This is a genomic window from Curtobacterium sp. SGAir0471 (assembly GCF_005490985.1).
In the GTDB taxonomy this organism is placed as follows: Bacteria; Actinomycetota; Actinomycetes; order Actinomycetales; family Microbacteriaceae; genus Curtobacterium.
The window spans coordinates 1,307,465-1,321,295 of the sequence record NZ_CP027869.1 but is presented as its reverse complement, the minus strand read 5'-3'; the positions used below and the strand labels follow the sequence as shown (position 1 = coordinate 1,321,295).

The 13,831-nt window shown below is 73.1% G+C and carries 17 protein-coding genes; 7 read left to right on the top strand and 10 right to left on the bottom strand.

Annotated features, from left to right (window positions below; genetic code table 11):
- Positions 1–29 precede the first annotated feature (29 nt).
- From C1N91_RS06075 to C1N91_RS06060, 4 genes are all read right to left on the bottom strand, one after another.
- Positions 30–539, bottom strand: a complete 510-nt coding sequence (locus C1N91_RS06075; protein WP_137767022.1) for a metallophosphoesterase family protein — start codon at positions 537–539, stop codon at positions 30–32.
- Positions 536–1,102 carry a MarR family winged helix-turn-helix transcriptional regulator gene (locus C1N91_RS06070; protein WP_137767021.1) on the bottom strand — a complete coding sequence of 189 codons (567 nt, stop codon included), beginning with the start codon at positions 1,100–1,102 and terminating at the stop codon, positions 536–538. The genes C1N91_RS06075 and C1N91_RS06070 overlap by 4 nt, the downstream gene beginning before the upstream one ends.
- Before the next feature lie 86 nt (positions 1,103–1,188).
- A complete protein-coding gene (locus C1N91_RS06065; RefSeq protein WP_137767020.1) occupies positions 1,189–1,650 on the bottom strand; it encodes a VOC family protein in 462 nt (153 codons plus the stop codon).
- A 56-nt stretch (positions 1,651–1,706) separates the two neighbouring features.
- The gene (locus C1N91_RS06060; RefSeq protein WP_058727411.1) at positions 1,707–2,003 is read right to left on the bottom strand and encodes a GNAT family N-acetyltransferase; all 297 of its coding nucleotides are present in this window, start codon (positions 2,001–2,003) and stop codon (positions 1,707–1,709) included.
- 122 nt (positions 2,004–2,125) lie between these two features.
- Between C1N91_RS06060 and C1N91_RS06055 the strand changes: the two genes are divergently transcribed.
- Positions 2,126–2,773 carry an NADPH-dependent F420 reductase gene (locus C1N91_RS06055; RefSeq protein ID WP_137767019.1) on the top strand — a complete coding sequence of 216 codons (648 nt, stop codon included), beginning with the start codon at positions 2,126–2,128 and terminating at the stop codon, positions 2,771–2,773.
- Positions 2,774–3,058: 285 nt separating this feature from the next.
- Complete coding sequence (locus C1N91_RS06050; RefSeq protein ID WP_137767018.1) at positions 3,059–4,360, top strand: hypothetical protein; 1,302 nt, start codon at positions 3,059–3,061, stop codon at positions 4,358–4,360.
- A 196-nt stretch (positions 4,361–4,556) separates the two neighbouring features.
- On the opposite strand, the gene C1N91_RS06045 is transcribed toward C1N91_RS06050, so the two are convergent.
- Positions 4,557–5,414: a LysR substrate-binding domain-containing protein gene (locus C1N91_RS06045; RefSeq protein ID WP_137767017.1), complete on the bottom strand. Its 858-nt coding sequence runs from the start codon at positions 5,412–5,414 to the stop codon at positions 4,557–4,559.
- 141 nt (positions 5,415–5,555) lie between these two features.
- Here C1N91_RS06045 and C1N91_RS06040 point away from each other — a divergent pair, with 141 nt between their 5' ends.
- Positions 5,556–6,878 (top strand): MFS transporter, encoded by a 1,323-nt coding sequence (locus C1N91_RS06040; protein WP_137767016.1) that lies wholly within the window; start codon positions 5,556–5,558, stop codon positions 6,876–6,878.
- A 240-nt stretch (positions 6,879–7,118) separates the two neighbouring features.
- On the opposite strand, the gene C1N91_RS06035 is transcribed toward C1N91_RS06040, so the two are convergent.
- The gene (locus C1N91_RS06035; protein WP_137767015.1) at positions 7,119–7,772 is read right to left on the bottom strand and encodes an NAD(P)-dependent oxidoreductase; all 654 of its coding nucleotides are present in this window, start codon (positions 7,770–7,772) and stop codon (positions 7,119–7,121) included.
- A 90-nt stretch (positions 7,773–7,862) separates the two neighbouring features.
- On the opposite strand from C1N91_RS06035, the gene C1N91_RS06030 reads away from it, so the two are divergent.
- From C1N91_RS06030 to C1N91_RS06020, 3 genes are all read left to right on the top strand, one after another.
- On the top strand, positions 7,863–8,225 hold the full coding sequence (locus C1N91_RS06030) for a winged helix-turn-helix transcriptional regulator (protein WP_137767014.1): 363 nt from the start codon (positions 7,863–7,865) through the stop codon (positions 8,223–8,225).
- A gap of 147 nt (positions 8,226–8,372) precedes the next feature.
- Complete coding sequence (locus tag C1N91_RS06025) at positions 8,373–9,401, top strand: NADPH:quinone reductase (RefSeq protein ID WP_137767013.1); 1,029 nt, start codon at positions 8,373–8,375, stop codon at positions 9,399–9,401.
- Between the two features lie 208 nt (positions 9,402–9,609).
- Positions 9,610–10,482, top strand: coding sequence for a patatin-like phospholipase family protein (locus C1N91_RS06020; protein WP_137767012.1), 873 nt, complete (start codon positions 9,610–9,612; stop codon positions 10,480–10,482).
- 251 nt (positions 10,483–10,733) lie between these two features.
- Here the strand turns inward: C1N91_RS06020 and C1N91_RS06015 are convergent, their stop codons facing one another.
- Positions 10,734–11,927 (bottom strand): acyl-CoA dehydrogenase family protein, encoded by a 1,194-nt coding sequence (locus C1N91_RS06015; RefSeq protein ID WP_137767011.1) that lies wholly within the window; start codon positions 11,925–11,927, stop codon positions 10,734–10,736.
- A gap of 63 nt (positions 11,928–11,990) precedes the next feature.
- Here C1N91_RS06015 and C1N91_RS06010 point away from each other — a divergent pair, with 63 nt between their 5' ends.
- Positions 11,991–12,611: a QsdR family transcriptional regulator gene (locus C1N91_RS06010; protein WP_175415928.1), complete on the top strand. Its 621-nt coding sequence runs from the start codon at positions 11,991–11,993 to the stop codon at positions 12,609–12,611.
- Between the two features lie 51 nt (positions 12,612–12,662).
- Here C1N91_RS06010 and C1N91_RS06005 read toward each other — a convergent pair whose 3' ends face one another.
- The 3 genes from C1N91_RS06005 to C1N91_RS16645 form a co-directional block, all read right to left on the bottom strand.
- Positions 12,663–13,100, bottom strand: a complete 438-nt coding sequence (locus C1N91_RS06005; RefSeq protein ID WP_137767010.1) for a VOC family protein — start codon at positions 13,098–13,100, stop codon at positions 12,663–12,665.
- A 79-nt stretch (positions 13,101–13,179) separates the two neighbouring features.
- The gene (locus C1N91_RS06000; RefSeq protein ID WP_175415830.1) at positions 13,180–13,638 is read right to left on the bottom strand and encodes a VOC family protein; all 459 of its coding nucleotides are present in this window, start codon (positions 13,636–13,638) and stop codon (positions 13,180–13,182) included.
- Positions 13,635–13,790 (bottom strand): hypothetical protein, encoded by a 156-nt coding sequence (locus C1N91_RS16645; RefSeq protein WP_175415927.1) that lies wholly within the window; start codon positions 13,788–13,790, stop codon positions 13,635–13,637. Before C1N91_RS16645 ends, C1N91_RS06000 begins: the two co-directional genes overlap by 4 nt.
- Positions 13,791–13,831: the final 41 nt, after the last annotated feature.

Genomic DNA, 13,831 nt, shown 5'->3' with positions numbered 1-13,831 from the left:
CTGCCCGCCGTCCCGACCGCTGCGTCGCGTCAGCGGGCTGCCGGGGGCAGGCGGACCGTCTCGACCGTCAGTGCGCGCCCGTCCACCGTGCCCCGCATCCAGGTGAAGTCGGGCTGTCGACGGCGGTCCGTCGGCGACCCGGGGTTGAGCAGGCGCATGCCCGAGGGCGCGACCGAGTCCCAGGGGATGTGCGAGTGCCCGAAGACGAGCACGTCGGTGTCCGGGTAGGCGGCGTCGGCCCGACGCTCGCGGCCCGTCGCGGCACCGGTCTCGTGCACCAGGGCGAACCGCAGGTCCTCGACGGTGAACCGCGCGACGAGCGGCAGTCGGTCGTCGAACTCGGGGCCGTCGTTGTTGCCGCGGACGCCCTCGGAGCGGCGGGACCGTCCCTGCACGGCGTCGAGGGTGGCGAGGTCCACCCAGTCCCCCGCGTGCACGACGAGGTCCGCGGCGTCGATGTCCGCCCAGAGCCCGGCGGGCAGGTCCTTCGCGCGCTTCGGCAGGTGGGTGTCGGAGAGCAGGACGAACGAGGTGGTCACGAGGCGGTGGGACCGTCGCGCCCGGGGTCGCCGTCGCCGCCGTGACCGGTGTCGGCGCCGGCGCCGTCGTCGGTCGCGCGCGCGGGCATGGGGAGACCGGCCTCGTCGGCGGCGCCGAGTCGTTCGAGCAGGCCGGCGAGGAGCGCGACGTCGTCGTCGGACCAGTCGGCGAGCCGTTCCTCGAGCGCGTCGCGGTGCAGACGCACCGAGCGCTCGAGTGCGGCACGGCCGGCGTCGGTCGCCTCGAGCGGCTTCGCGTTGCCGGAGCCGCCGTCGGTGGTGCGGACGAGCCCCGCTGCGAGCAGGCCGGAGAGCTGTCGGGAGATCGTCGACCGGTTCAGCCGCAGGTAGCGGGCGATGTCGATCGCCATGCAGCCGGGGTGCTGGACGACGAAGTCGACGAGGGACTGGTCGACGACGCTGAGCACGAGGTCGTCGCCGCGTGCCCGGATGCTCGCACGTCGGGTGATGCGGGAGAGCTCGGTGTAGGCGCGGCCGATGTCCGTGTTGCGGACGTCGTCGGTCGTGCGGCCGCCGCGGACGTCTGCACTCGGGCTGCTCATCGGGTCCTCCAGCCTGTGACCGGGTGCGCCGGTCTCCCGGCACTGGTGGGTCCCGCCACCCTACCGGCGGACACCCCGGCTCCTCGTCATCCGCCGGCCGCTGCGGCCTGCAGCGCCGGGATGTCGAGCTTGACCATGTCCTGCATCGCGCGGAACACCCGGGCGTTCGCCTCCGGGTCGCCGCCGCCGGTCATCAGGTCGCCCATCATCGACGGGGTCACCTGCCAGGTCAGCCCCCAGCGGTCGTGGAGCCATCCGCACGCGAGCGGCCGACCACCGTCGGCGAGGAGCGCGTCCCAGATCCGGTCGAGCTCCTCCTGGGTGTCGACGTCGACCTGGAAGGACACGGCGTCGGTGTGCGGGTGCCCCGGGCCGCCGTTCATCGCCCGGTACGGCTGGCCGAGCAGGGTGAACTCGACGACGAGGGCGGTGCCCTCCGGGGTCCGCGCGACGCTGTCGACCCGGCTGTCCGGGAAGAGCTCCGTGTAGTACGTGGCGGCCTGCTCGGCCTGGTCGTCGAACCAGAGGAACGGGGTGATGGTGGGCACGGTGTCTCCGGGTGTTCGTGTCCGGCAGCGACGCTGCGACCGGACCGTCGGATGTGTCAGTCCGCGGCGCCGCGGCTGAGCAGGTCGGCCTTCTCCGGGTGCTCGTCGAACCACTTGCCGACGAACCAGCACATCGGCACGATGCGCTTCGTGGTCCTGGCCTCGACGTCGCCGACGGCGTGCGCGACGAGCTCCGCCGCGTAGCCGTGTCCGCGGTGCTTCGGGACCGTGTAGGTGTGCGGGAACGACACGGCGTCGTCCCCGGCCCGGTAGTCGAGGACGCTCACGAGCTCGCCGTCGACGTACATCGCGTAGCGGTCGCGGTCGGCTTCGTCGCGGAACTCGTGGGCCATGGCGCCATCATGCACCCGAGCGACAGCGGCCGTACGGTGGTCCGCACCGGAGTGGACGCACCGCGCGTCTCGGCGCACGCTCGGGTGGGAATGCTCCGCACCGAGCCGCGTTGCACGACCGCATGACAACGATCGGCATCATCGGAGCAGGCAACATCGGTTCTCAGCTCGCGCGCCTCGCCGTGCAGCACGGTCACGAGGTCGTGATCGCCAACTCACGCGGCCCCGAGACCCTGCAGGACCTCGTATCGGAGCTCGGCGAGCACGCCCGAGCAGCGACCCGCGACGAGGCGGCGGCAGCGGGCGACATCGTCGTCGTCACCACCCCGCTCGCGGCGATCGAGACGATCCCGGTCGAGCCCCTGGTCGGCAAGGTCGTCATCGACACGAACAACTACTACCCGCAACGGGACGGCCACATCGCGTCCCTCGACGACGAGACGACCACCACCGCGGAGCTCCTGCAGGACCACCTGCGCGGCGCCCGGGTGGTCAAGGCGTTCAACCACATCGCCGCCCCCGCGCTCACCGACGAGGCCACCCCGGCCGGCACGCCCGACCGCCGCGCCCTGGTGGTCGCGGGTGACGACGCCGAGGCCAAGCGGGTCGTGTCCGAGCTGATCGACCAGTTCGGGTTCGACGTCGTCGACGCCGGTCCCCTCGCCGAGGGCTGGCGGATCCAGCGAGACACCCCCGGGTACGTCACGCGCTTCACGGCAGACGAGCTCCGCACGAAGCTCGCCGAGGCGAAGCGCTACCGCGACATGTAGCCACTCCCCCTCCGCAACACGCCACGACGGCGGTTCCTCGCAGCGGTACAGCCCTGCGAGGAACCGCCGTCGTTGCGTTCTGCGAGGGCGTTGTGCGAGGGCGTCCTGCGCGAAGTGGACCGTGCGCCCCCGGAACTGGGGCTGCTCCCGGATCCATGCACGTGGATAGAAATGACGATGGATCAGAAGAGCGAGGGAGCACGAGTGGCGTCGCACCGCATGCCGGACAGAGACCGGCCGCGTCGAGCGGTCCCTGCGTGGGTCGTCGCGCCCCCGGAGGACACCGTGACCGGCCGGGAGGCACCACTCGCCCCCGCCGCGCACCCTCCCGTCGTCGACACGGGTGCGTCGGTCCCCGCGGCCGCTCCCGGCCCGCACGGCACCGCCGTCGCCGGGTCGCCCGCGGCCGCGATCGGGGCTGCCGCGGGCGCCGGACCGGCCGCCGCGGGCGCGGTGTCGCCGTCGGGCTCGGTGTCGCCGTCCGGCTCGGTGCCGCCGTCCGGCTCGGTGCCGCCGTCCGGCTCGGTGTCGCCGTCGGGTCCTGCCGGGTCGCTGCCCGTCGGCGAGGTCGTCGTCCCGGACTACCCGCCGCAGGAACACCTGCTCCCGCCCGCTCCCACCTCGCCCGCCGTCCAGGTGCCGCCGTTCGACACCGCTCCCCTGCCGGTGTCGCCCACCGACGCCGCGGAGGCGAACGGTCCCCTCACGCCGCCCGTCGACCCGACCCACAGCGCCCACGCCCCGGCACCGGTGCAGCCCCCCGCACCGGCCGCTCCCACGGTCGGGCAGCCACGCTTCTCGGTGCCCGGCCTCGAGCACGTCCTGGTCGAGGGCACGGAGCCCGAGCCCTCCGGTCCGATCGGGTACCGCACGCCAGCGCGCTTCGCCCGACAGCAGGCACCGCGGCCGGTCGTCGTCGAGCCCGCGCCGAGCGACTTCGACGCCGTGATCGCAGCACCCGCCCCGGCGTCGACGTCGACGCCGGCCCCGGCCCCGGCGCCGTCGGTCTTCCCCGGCACGCTCCCCGCCGCTGCCCGAGCCGTCACCGGCCCAACGGGCACGACGGCCGCTCCGGTCGTCCCCGCCGAACCGAGCACGGCCGGCGCTCCGGTGCGGCGCCGGGGGGCCGGGACCCGCGGGCGAGGCCACCGGTCGGGGCCGACCACGGTGCAGACCGGGATCGACGCCGGAGTGGGCGAGGACGACGGGGGTGAGCGGGGCCTCCAGACCGGACGCGGAACCGTTCGTGACCGCAGCCGCACCGCGATCGGTGTGACGCCGGCGGCCGCGCTCGGGGCCGTGACCGGGGTCGCCACGATCGCCCTCGCCGCCTGGTGGTTCACGGCGCCGGCGACGGTGCACGCGACGGGACTGGTGCTCGGGGTGCTCGCCCTCGCACTGTCGGGGACGGCGTTGCGGAGCCCCGCGGCGACGTGGCAGCGACCGGTGGGGCTCCTCGGGGCGGTGCTCGGCGGGGTCGGGACGCTCGTGCTGCTCTGGGCGGTCGCCGCGGCGCTGCTGGCGCCGGCGGGTGTGGCGCTGCCCGACCTGACCGGCACGGGGACCACGCCGACCGTCGCGCCGTAGCGGGCCGCTCCCGGCCAGGCACGGCGCGGTGCGGCCAGGCGAGGCCTGCCCGGCGCGGCCCGGCGCGGCCCGGTTCCGATCGATCCCGCGAAAGCGACAGTGCGCCGCGGAACATCGGCGGCAGCCTGTCGCTCTGCCGGGAGTCTCCGGCGGCAGGGCGGCGGCAGCGGTGCCGGCGGCAGGGCGGCCGGAGCGCTCAGACGGCGCGCACGACCCCGCGGGACAGGATCGCGCTCGTCAGGGCGTCGATCGGCTCGCGCTGCACCGTCGGGTTCGCGATGAGGACGTAGTCGACCGCAGGAAGGTCCGGCAGCGAGAGCCGCTGCGACACCTTCACGAGGTCCGCCGGGATGAGCGAGTGCGGGAACACCGCGACCCCGATCCCCGCGCGCACGGCGGCGAGCACCCCGTTCACGTCGCGGGTGTTGCAGGTGATCCGCCACGTGCGGCCGGCGGCCTCGAGCGCGTCGATCGCCATCTGCCGGCTGATGCTCGGCGCCTGGTAGGCGATCAGCGGGACGGGCTCGTCGGCCTCGAGCGCGATGCCGTCCTGCGCCATCCACACCATCTGGTCGGTCGCGACTCGGGTGCCCTCGGCGGACTCCCCCGCGGTCTGCTTGATGAAGACGAGGTCGAGCTGGCCGGCGTGCACCCGACGGAGCAGCGGCGCGGACTGGTTCACCGTCAGCTCGAGGTTCACCTGCGGGTGCAGCCGGCGGAAGTCCCGCAGGATCCGGGGCAGCTGCGTGATCGCGAGGTCGTCGGCGGCGCCGAACCGGAGTCGCCCGCGGGTCGCCGCTCCGGAGAAGTAGGCGTCGGCGGTCGCGTGCGCCGCCAGGATCGAGCGGGCGAACCCGGCCATCGCGTCCCCGTTGTCGGTGAGCGCGACCCCGCGGGTGTCGCGCGCGACGAGGGTCCGGGACACGGCGGTCTCGAGCCGCCGCACGTGTTGCGAGACGGTCGGCTGACTGATGCCGAGCCGCTGACCGGCGAGGGTGAAGCTGCCGGTCTCGGCGACGGCGAGGAACGTGCGGAGCAGCACCGGGTCGAGCACGTGACCTCCTCCGGCGGACGGACCGCCGCCATTCGACATCGCAATGGAGTGATAGCCACCATAGGGGTGTCGAATGGGTCGGTGCCACGTAGTTTCGAACGGGTACCGAATCCACCCCCGACGATCCGGAGCCCCACGACCGTGAGTGCGTCATCGACGACCCTCCCTCCGCCCACCGAACCACTGCCGATCCAGGCCGAGCGCCCGCCCTGGCGGCACACGCTCATCGCCCTCTCGGTGCCGAACTTCCGGCTCTTCACCGCGACGAACCTGGTCGCGATGACGGCCGGGTGGATGCAGCGGATCGCGCAGGACTGGCTCGTGCTGCAGCTCACCGGCTCCGTCGCGCAGGTCGGCATCACCGTGGCGTGCCAGTTCGCGCCGATGCTGCTGTTCGGGCTCTGGGGCGGGGTGCTCGTCGACCGGTTCTCGAAGCGCGCGCTGATGATGCTCACCCAGGGCGCCTTCGCGGTGCTCTCCGCCCTGCTCGCCGTCCTCACGCTCACCGGCGTGGTCGAGGCGTGGCACATCTGGGTGATCGCGTTCCTGGTCGGGATGGTCACCGTGATCGACAACCCGGCGCGTCAGGTGTTCGTCACCGAGATCGTCGGCCACCAGCACCTGCGGAACGCGATCAGCGTCAACTCCAGCGTGTTCCAGCTCGGCGGGATGATCGGTCCCGCGCTCTCCGGAGCGCTGCTCGTGGCCGTCGGGGCGGGGTGGTCGTTCGGGGTGAACGCCGTCGCCTGCATCGCCGTGGTCGTCACGCTCGGGTTCCTCCGGACCTCGGAGCTCCACCGGACGCCGCCGATGCCCCGTGCCAAGGGGCAGCTCGTCGAGGGCCTCCGCTACGCGGTCCGGAAGCCGACGATCCTGGTGCCGGTGGTGCTCATGGCGTTCTTCTCGGTGTTCGCCCTGACGATGCCGGTGCTGCTCTCGGCCTTCGCGTCCGAGGTCTACGACGTCGGCGCCGGTGGCTACGGCGTGTTCAACTCCGCCGTCGCGGTCGGGGCGCTGACCGGTGCCCTGCTGTCGACCAGGCGTGCGACGGTGCGGCTCCGGACGATCGTCGGCGGGGTGTTCTGGACGGGCGTGCTGCTCGTGGTGAGCGGCTCGATCCCGGTGATCGCACCGTTCACGGTGGCGCTCGTCGCGGTCGGGATGTCGCAGCTGCTGTTCATGACGGCGTCGAACTCGCTCGTGCAGCTGTCGTCGAACGTCGCGATCCGCGGCCGGGTGATGTCGCTGTACGTGCTCGTGCTGCTCGGCGGTCAGGCGGTCGGTGGGCCGGTCATGGGGCAGGTCGTCGACCACTTCGGGGCGCACGTCGGCATGGTCGTCGCCGGGGGCATCCCCGCGCTGGCTGCGGTCGTCGCCGGGGTCGTGCTCGCGCGGCGCGGTGGGCTGCACCTCGCGGTGCGGATGCGGCACCACGTGCCGCTGCCCGCGATCGAGGCGCGGTAGCTGCGGCGCTCGGCGGGGGCGGACGGCGGCGGCGGCGTCGGCGGCGTCGGCGGCGGCGTCGGCGGCGTCCTCGGAACCAGGTTCCGGACACCGAACCGGGCTTTTTCGCGGTGCTGTGTCCGGAACCTGGTTCCGCGCGGCAGGCACCAGAGATGCACGGGACCACGTGACGGACGGGAGGCGCGGTGCGAGCCCGCACCGCGCCTCCCGTCCGTCAGCCGGTCGCGCCGGCCGCTCGCGTCAGTACGCGACGCCGAAGCGCGCCCGGTGGTGCGCCGGGCGCTCGATCTCGTCGACGATCGCGATCGCGTAGTCCGCGCCGGAGATGTCCGAGTTGCCCTCGGCGTCGGTGAGGAGCAGGTCGTCCGTGGTGCGGTACGTGCCCCGACGCTCGCCGGGGTTGTACCCGCCGAAGGCCGCGGCCGGGCTCACGTAGAACCAATCGACGTCGCCGGTGTACCCGCCGGAACGCAGCCGGTCGAGGATCTCGCCGTGGCTCTTCGCCTCGCCCTTGAAGGCGTCGGGGAACTCCGCGGTGTCGTACAGCGCCGGGCCGCCCTCGGCGACGAGCAGCGAACCCGCGCCGCCGACGATGCCGAGCCGGGCGCCGGCAGCAGCCGCCGCGTCGACGAAGTGCTGGAACTTGTCCTTGAGCTCGCTGCCGTCCGCCTGGACCGCGTGCAACGAGACCACGACGACGTCGGCGCCCTTCGTGACGTCCGCCACGAACGACGGGTCGAAGGCGTCGCCCTGCGCGAGGGTGAGTCCCTCGGCGGCGTCGAGCTTCGAGGTGTCGCGGGCGACGGCGGTGACGGCGATGCCGCGGGACAGGGCCTCGCGGACGATGGCGGAGCCGGCGTACCCGGTGCCGCCGAAGACGACGATGTTGGTCATGAGTGTCCTTCCGTGACTGGTGCAGCTGACCGTACTCGCGTTACTCTCTCGTGGGAAGTAGGCACCTCACAGTGCGTACAGGAGGTCACGATGTCGGCACTCGAGTACAGCCCCTACGCGGCGGACTGCCCCTCGCGGCAGCTGCTCGACCGCATCGGTGACCGGTGGAGCGTCCTGGTGATCGGGTCGCTCGCGCACGGACCGCAGCGCTACTCCGCCGTCGCTGCGCGGGTGCAGGGCGTGTCGCAGAAGATGCTCACGCAGACGCTGCGCGCGCTCGAGCGGGACGGGCTCGTGACGCGCACGGTGTTCCCCGAGATCCCGCCGCGGGTCGAGTACGAGCTCACCGAGCGCGGGCGGTCCCTGCGCTCCGTGCTGGAGCCGCTCGAGGACTGGGCGACGTCGCACATGGCCGACGTGCAGGACTCCCGCGACGCGTACGACGCGCGCTGAGCCGACGCGCGCTGAGCGACACGCGCTGAGCGACACGCGCTGAGCCGACACGCCCCGCCGACGCCGCACGCGCCGGACACGCGCGGCCGCCGCGCCCGCTGACCGTCCCCAGGAAGACCCGGGGCCCCGCGGTGGTTGCCTGGACACATGCGATCGATCGTCTACACGAAGCCCGGTGACAGCAGCGTCCTCGACCTGGTCGAGCGGGAGGTCCCGCAGCCCGGCCCCGGTGAGGTCCGCGTCCGCGTCGCCGTCTCCGGCGTGAACCCCACCGACTGGAAGGCCCGCGCCGGCGGCACCTACGGCGACGGCCTGCCCTTCCCCGAGATCACCCCGAACCAGGACGGCGCCGGTGTGGTCGACGCCGTCGGCGAGGGCGTCGACACGCTGCACGAGGGCGACCGCGTCTGGCTCTACATGGCCGCCGCCAGCCGCCCCACCGGCACCGCGCAGGAGTACACCGTCGTGCCGGCATCGCGCGCGGTGGCCCTGCCCGAGGGCACGAGCCTCGACGTCGGCGCCTCGCTCGGCGTCCCCGCGATGACCGCGCACCGAGCACTCACCACCCACGAGGACGGCCCGTCGCGGCTCGCACCCGGAGCGCTCGAGGGCCGCACCGTGCTGGTCGCCGGTGGTGCCGGGGCCGTCGGCCACGCCGCGATCCAGCTGGCCCGCTGGGCCGGCGCGACCGTCATCAGCACGATCAGCTCCGACGCGAAGGCCGCCCTGGCGACCGCCGCCGGTGCCCACCACACCGTGAACTACCGCGACGAGGACGCCGCCGCACGCATCCGCGAGATCGCCCCTGACGGCGTGGACATCGTCGTCGAGGTCTCGATCCCCCAGAACGCGCAGCTCGTCGCGGACGTCCTGGCGAACCACGGCGTCGTGTCGATCTACGCGAACAACGGCGGCGACGAGGCGACGCTCCCGATCCGCCCGAACATGTCGGTGAACGCCCGGTACCAGTTCCTGCTGCTCTACACGATCGGCGACCGTGCCCTGGCCGCAGCCGCCGAGGACGTCACCGCCGCACTGCGCGACGGCGTGCTCCCCGTCGGCGAGGACGCCGGCCTGCCCCTGACGCGCTTCGCGCTCGAGGACACCGCCGCCGCGCACGACGCCGTCGAGGGTGACGCGGTCGGCAAGGTCCTGATCGACGTGGCAGGCGAGTAGCGACGGGTCGCCGTCGCGACCGGTGACGGACGGGAGGCGCGACCTGCGACCCGACCACGGGTCGCCGCCGTGACCGGGTGACGGCCGGGAGGCGCGACCCGCGACCCGACCACGGGTCACCAACGCGACCAGCTGACGGCCGGGAGGCGCGTGGCGGGTCCGCCTCGCGCCTCCCGGCCGTCGCGTGCCCACCTGGTACACAGGTCGCATGACGGATCTCGCGACGCCCACGCCCGGAACCAGAGCACTCGTCCTCGGCGGAGGCGGCGTCGCCGGCATCGCGTGGGAGGTCGGGGTGCTCTCCGCCCTGCAGGACGCCGGGGTCGACCTCGACGCCGCAGACCTCGTGATCGGGACGAGTGCCGGCAGTGTCGTCGGCTCGTTCGTGCGCGCCGGCGCCGTGGCCCAGGCGTACGAGCAGCAGCACGCACCGCTGCCGAGCACCTACGTCGAGCCGGAGCGGATCGCCGGCGATGACTACCAGGACCGACTGCTGCAGGTGCTGGCAGGGGCGACCTCGGAGCAGGACGCTCGCGCACGGCTCGGTGCCGTGGCACAGCAGGTCGTCACCGGGCAGTCCGACGAGGAGCGGGTCGCGACGTTCCGCGAGACGCTGCCGTCGGACGAGTGGCCGGCGAAGCCGCTCGCACTGACGACGATCGATGCGCTCGACGGCGCGTTCCGGGTGCTGACCGCCGAGTCGGGCGTGCCGCTCCCCCGCGCCGTGGCCGCGAGCTGCTCGGTGCCGTTCGTGTGGTCGCCGGTGCACATCGACGGGGTGCCGCACTACGACGGCGGGCTCCGTTCGGCCACGAACGCCGACGTCGCCGCAGGGTACGAGCGCGTGCTCGTCGTGGCGTGCGGGCCGGAGGGTCCGTCGCCGCTCGGGCCGTGGCTCGACCTGGCGGTGGAGTCCCTGCGGGCCGGCGGGAGCTCGGTCGAGACGATCGTGGCGGACAGTGCGTCGCAGCACGCGTTCGGGGACAACTCGTTGTCGCTGTCGACGCAGGCGCCCTCGGCGACCGAGGGGCGGCGGCAGGGCGAGGCGGCAGCGGAGGCGATCGCCGCGTTCTGGGCGTAGGCGGCGGACAGCGGCGCGGGGCGCGGCGCGCGGCGGTGCGCGGCGGTGCGCGGCGGTGCGCGGTACCGCTGGGTGGCCGCTCCGCTGGCGACATCGCGCGCGTTGATCGACGAGTGCGATGTCGCACGATGCACACGCACTGGATGCGGGTGCACGGATCGACATTCCGCGCGTCGATCGACACGTGCAACGTCGAAGAAGCGTGCGCTGCGCCGGGGTCCCGCCCGCCCCGGCGCACCGCCGGTCACTACTCAGACGAACGCGGCCTGCCCCGTGATCGCCCGACCGACGATGAGCGTGTTCACCTCGCGCGTGCCCTCGTACGAGTAGATCGCCTCGGCGTCCGAGAAGAACCGCGCGACCCCCTTGTCGAGCACGATGCCGTTGCCGCCCTGGACCTCGCGGCACCAGCCGACCGTCTCGCGCATCTTCGCCGTCGCGAACGCCTTCGCCATCGCGGAGTGCTCGTCACCGCCGATCCCCTGGTCCTGCATCGCCGAGGCCTGCGTGCACAGGGCGATCGACGCGGTGATGTTCATGAGCGACCGGACGAGCAGGTCCTGGACCATCTGGTGCGCCGCGATCGGCTTGCCGAACTGGATGCGCTCGCGGGCGTAGTCGAGCGCTGCCTCGTAGGCCCCGATCGCGATGCCGATGGCCTGCCAGGCGACCTCGGTGCGCGTGAGCCGGAGCACCGCGGCCGTGGTGCGGAAGGAGTCCGCGCGCTGCAGTCGGCGCGACTCGGGCACCCGGACGCCGTCGAGCACGATGTCGGCGTTCTGCACGGTGCGCAGGGCGATCTTGTCCTCGATCTTCGTGGCGGTGAAGCCCGGGGTGTCCGTCGTGACGAGGAAGCCCTTGACCTGCTCGTCGGCGACGTCCTTCGCCCAGATGACGACGACGTCCGCGAAGGTCGCGTTGCCGATCCACCGCTTCTCGCCGTCGAGCACCCACGTGTCGCCCTCGCGCCGAGCGGTGGTACGGAGCCCGCGCGCGGAGTCGCTGCCGGACAGCGGCTCGGTCAGCCCGAAGGCCCCGACGACCTCACCACGGGCCATCCGCGGCAGCCACTCCTGCTGCTGCTCGTCGCTGCCGCCGACCGCAATCGAGTTCATCGCCAGGCCGGACTGCACCCCGATGAACGTCGAGACGCCGGCGTCGATGCGGCCGAGCTCGAGCGCCGCCCAGCCGCGGTACACCGCAGAGTTCTCGAAGTGGCGCACGAGCGGGATGCTCGGGCCGTACATGCCGAGCTCCGCGAGCGGCGCGATCGTCTGCGTCGGGAACTCCGCCCGCGCCCAGTACTGGTCGGCGATCGGGCGCACCTCGGCCTCGAGGTAGGCGCGCAGCTCCCCGAGCGACTCCCGCTCCCTGGGCGTGAGCCCCTCCTGGAACCGGTAGAAGTCGGATTCGAGCAGGGGCGTGTCGGTGATCGACGTTGACATGGCACCAACGATGCATCATTCTCGAAAACGTTGCAAGACCGGCGTCGGCACTCAGGGGGAACGGTGAGGAACGAACCACTCGGCACACTCGGATCGACGCTCGTCCCGAGCGCGCTGGCCGCCAGACTGGAGGCCCACGGCGACTCCCAGCGCGCGTTCCGTTCCGCACGTCGTGCGTTCATCGACGGGGCACGCATCGACATGGGCTCAGTCGCCGCGTCGCTCGGTGTCGACCGGACGTCGCTGTTCCGCTGGGTCGGCAACCGCGACCAGCTGCTCTCCGAGATCCTCTGGTCGCTCGCCGTCCCGACGCTCGACGCCGCGGGGCGGGCGGCCGCACCCTCCGGCGCCGCGCGGATCGTCGACGTGCTCGACCACTTCACGGCGGACCTCATCCGGGCGCCGTACTTCCGCGCCTTCCTGACCCGGGAGCCGACCCGAGCGCTCCGCCTGCTCACCACGACCGACAGCGACGTGCAGCGCCGGTTCGTGGCCGTCATGACCGCGGTGATCGGGACCGAACAGGACGCCGGCGCGTTCGACCCGGCGCCCCTGTCCGCCGAGGAGCTCGCGCGGCTGCTCGTCCGGGTCTCGGAGTCGTTCACGTACGCGGACCTGATCTCCGGCGAGACGCCGGACCCCGAGCGCGCCCGGACGACGTTCGAGTACATCCTGCGGCCCTGACGCTCGGGGGCGACAGCCGTCCGGCCACCGTGTGCCACGAGGGCTGCGCGACTACTTCTGCGCGGCGAGCTCCAGGTTGATGTCGTCCGGGTCCTGCACCGACAGGATGACCATGCCGGCGTCGCCGAGGTCGGTGACCTCGCCGTGCTCGATGCCGGCGGCATCGAGGCGCTCGGCAGCAGCGTGCAGATCGTCGACGGACCCGACGACGAAGCTCACGTGGTCGAGGCCGACGGTGTCCGGGTCGAAGCGCTGCCCGCTCGGGGCGACCGGCCGCAGTCCGAAGAGCTGGTCACCGACCGGGAAGATCGCGCCGCCGTACAGGCGCTCACGGTCCTCGGTGATCCCGGGCTCGTCGATGAAGTCGCTGAAGTCCATCGCGGGCGCGGTGCCGAGCAGCTGCTCGTAGAAGGCCTTGCTCCGGTGGATGTCCGTGACGGTGACCCGGACGTGCGCGAGGCCGAGGGGCTTGACGATCTGTTCGCTCATGCCGTCGAGCCAACGCGGTCCGGCTGGACGGCACCGTCTGTCGTGCGGCAACCGGCCAGCCCTGCCGTCCGTCGGCCGCTCAGGCGTCCACCGGGCGCGGTGCGGCGAGCTCGAGGTTGATGTCGTCCGGGTCCTGCAGCGACAGGATGACGAGTCCGAACGGTTCGAGGTCCGTGACCGCGCCGTGCACGATGCCCGCCTGGTCGAGCCGCTCGGCCGCGCGGTGGAGGTCGTCGACGGACCCGACCCGCAGGCTCAGGTGGTCGAGACCGACCCGGTCGGGGTCGAAGCGGTCGCCAGCCCGCGCCACCGGACGGAGCCCGAGCGTCTGCCCGTGGAACGTGAACGAGCACCCGCCGTAGGTCCGCCACGGGTCGTCGTGGATCGTCGGGTCGTCGATCTGGTCGCTGAAGTCACTGCCCGGCGGCATGCCGAACAGCTGCTGGTAGAAGGCCTTGCTCCGACGGATGTCCGTCACCGTGAGTCGGACGTGCGCGAACCCCTGCGGGTCGACGATCCCGCCGTCGGCGGTGCTCACCGGAAGCCGGCGGTGTCGAAGACGTGCCGCGGGAGTCCGTGGCCCGTGCAGCGGTCCCGGCGACGGACACCGCGGAAGACGTCGCGGACGTGTTCCCCGCATCCGGTCCACGAGGTCTTGCCGCACACCGGGCACTGGACGGACTCGCACATGGGACCGACGGTACGCAGCGCGGCTACCGGGTGGTACGGCG

Bases quoted from the DNA above. Each gene is read 5' to 3' on its own strand.
- C1N91_RS06035 (WP_137767015.1), bottom strand. From the start codon at position 7,772: ATGACCAACATCGTCGTCTTCGGCGGCACCGGGTACGCCGGCTCCGCC.
- C1N91_RS06025 (WP_137767013.1), top strand. From the start codon at position 8,373: ATGCGATCGATCGTCTACACGAAGCCCGGTGACAGCAGCGTCCTCGAC.
- C1N91_RS06070 (WP_137767021.1), bottom strand. From the start codon at position 1,102: ATGAGCAGCCCGAGTGCAGACGTCCGCGGCGGCCGCACGACCGACGAC.
- C1N91_RS06015 (WP_137767011.1), bottom strand. From the start codon at position 11,927: ATGTCAACGTCGATCACCGACACGCCCCTGCTCGAATCCGACTTCTAC.
- C1N91_RS06055 (WP_137767019.1), top strand. From the start codon at position 2,126: ATGACAACGATCGGCATCATCGGAGCAGGCAACATCGGTTCTCAGCTC.
- C1N91_RS06005 (WP_137767010.1), bottom strand. From the start codon at position 13,100: ATGAGCGAACAGATCGTCAAGCCCCTCGGCCTCGCGCACGTCCGGGTC.
- C1N91_RS06020 (WP_137767012.1), top strand. From the start codon at position 9,610: ATGACGGATCTCGCGACGCCCACGCCCGGAACCAGAGCACTCGTCCTC.
- C1N91_RS06030 (WP_137767014.1), top strand. From the start codon at position 7,863: ATGTCGGCACTCGAGTACAGCCCCTACGCGGCGGACTGCCCCTCGCGG.
- C1N91_RS16645 (WP_175415927.1), bottom strand. From the start codon at position 13,790: ATGTGCGAGTCCGTCCAGTGCCCGGTGTGCGGCAAGACCTCGTGGACC.
- C1N91_RS06060 (WP_058727411.1), bottom strand. From the start codon at position 2,003: ATGGCCCACGAGTTCCGCGACGAAGCCGACCGCGACCGCTACGCGATG.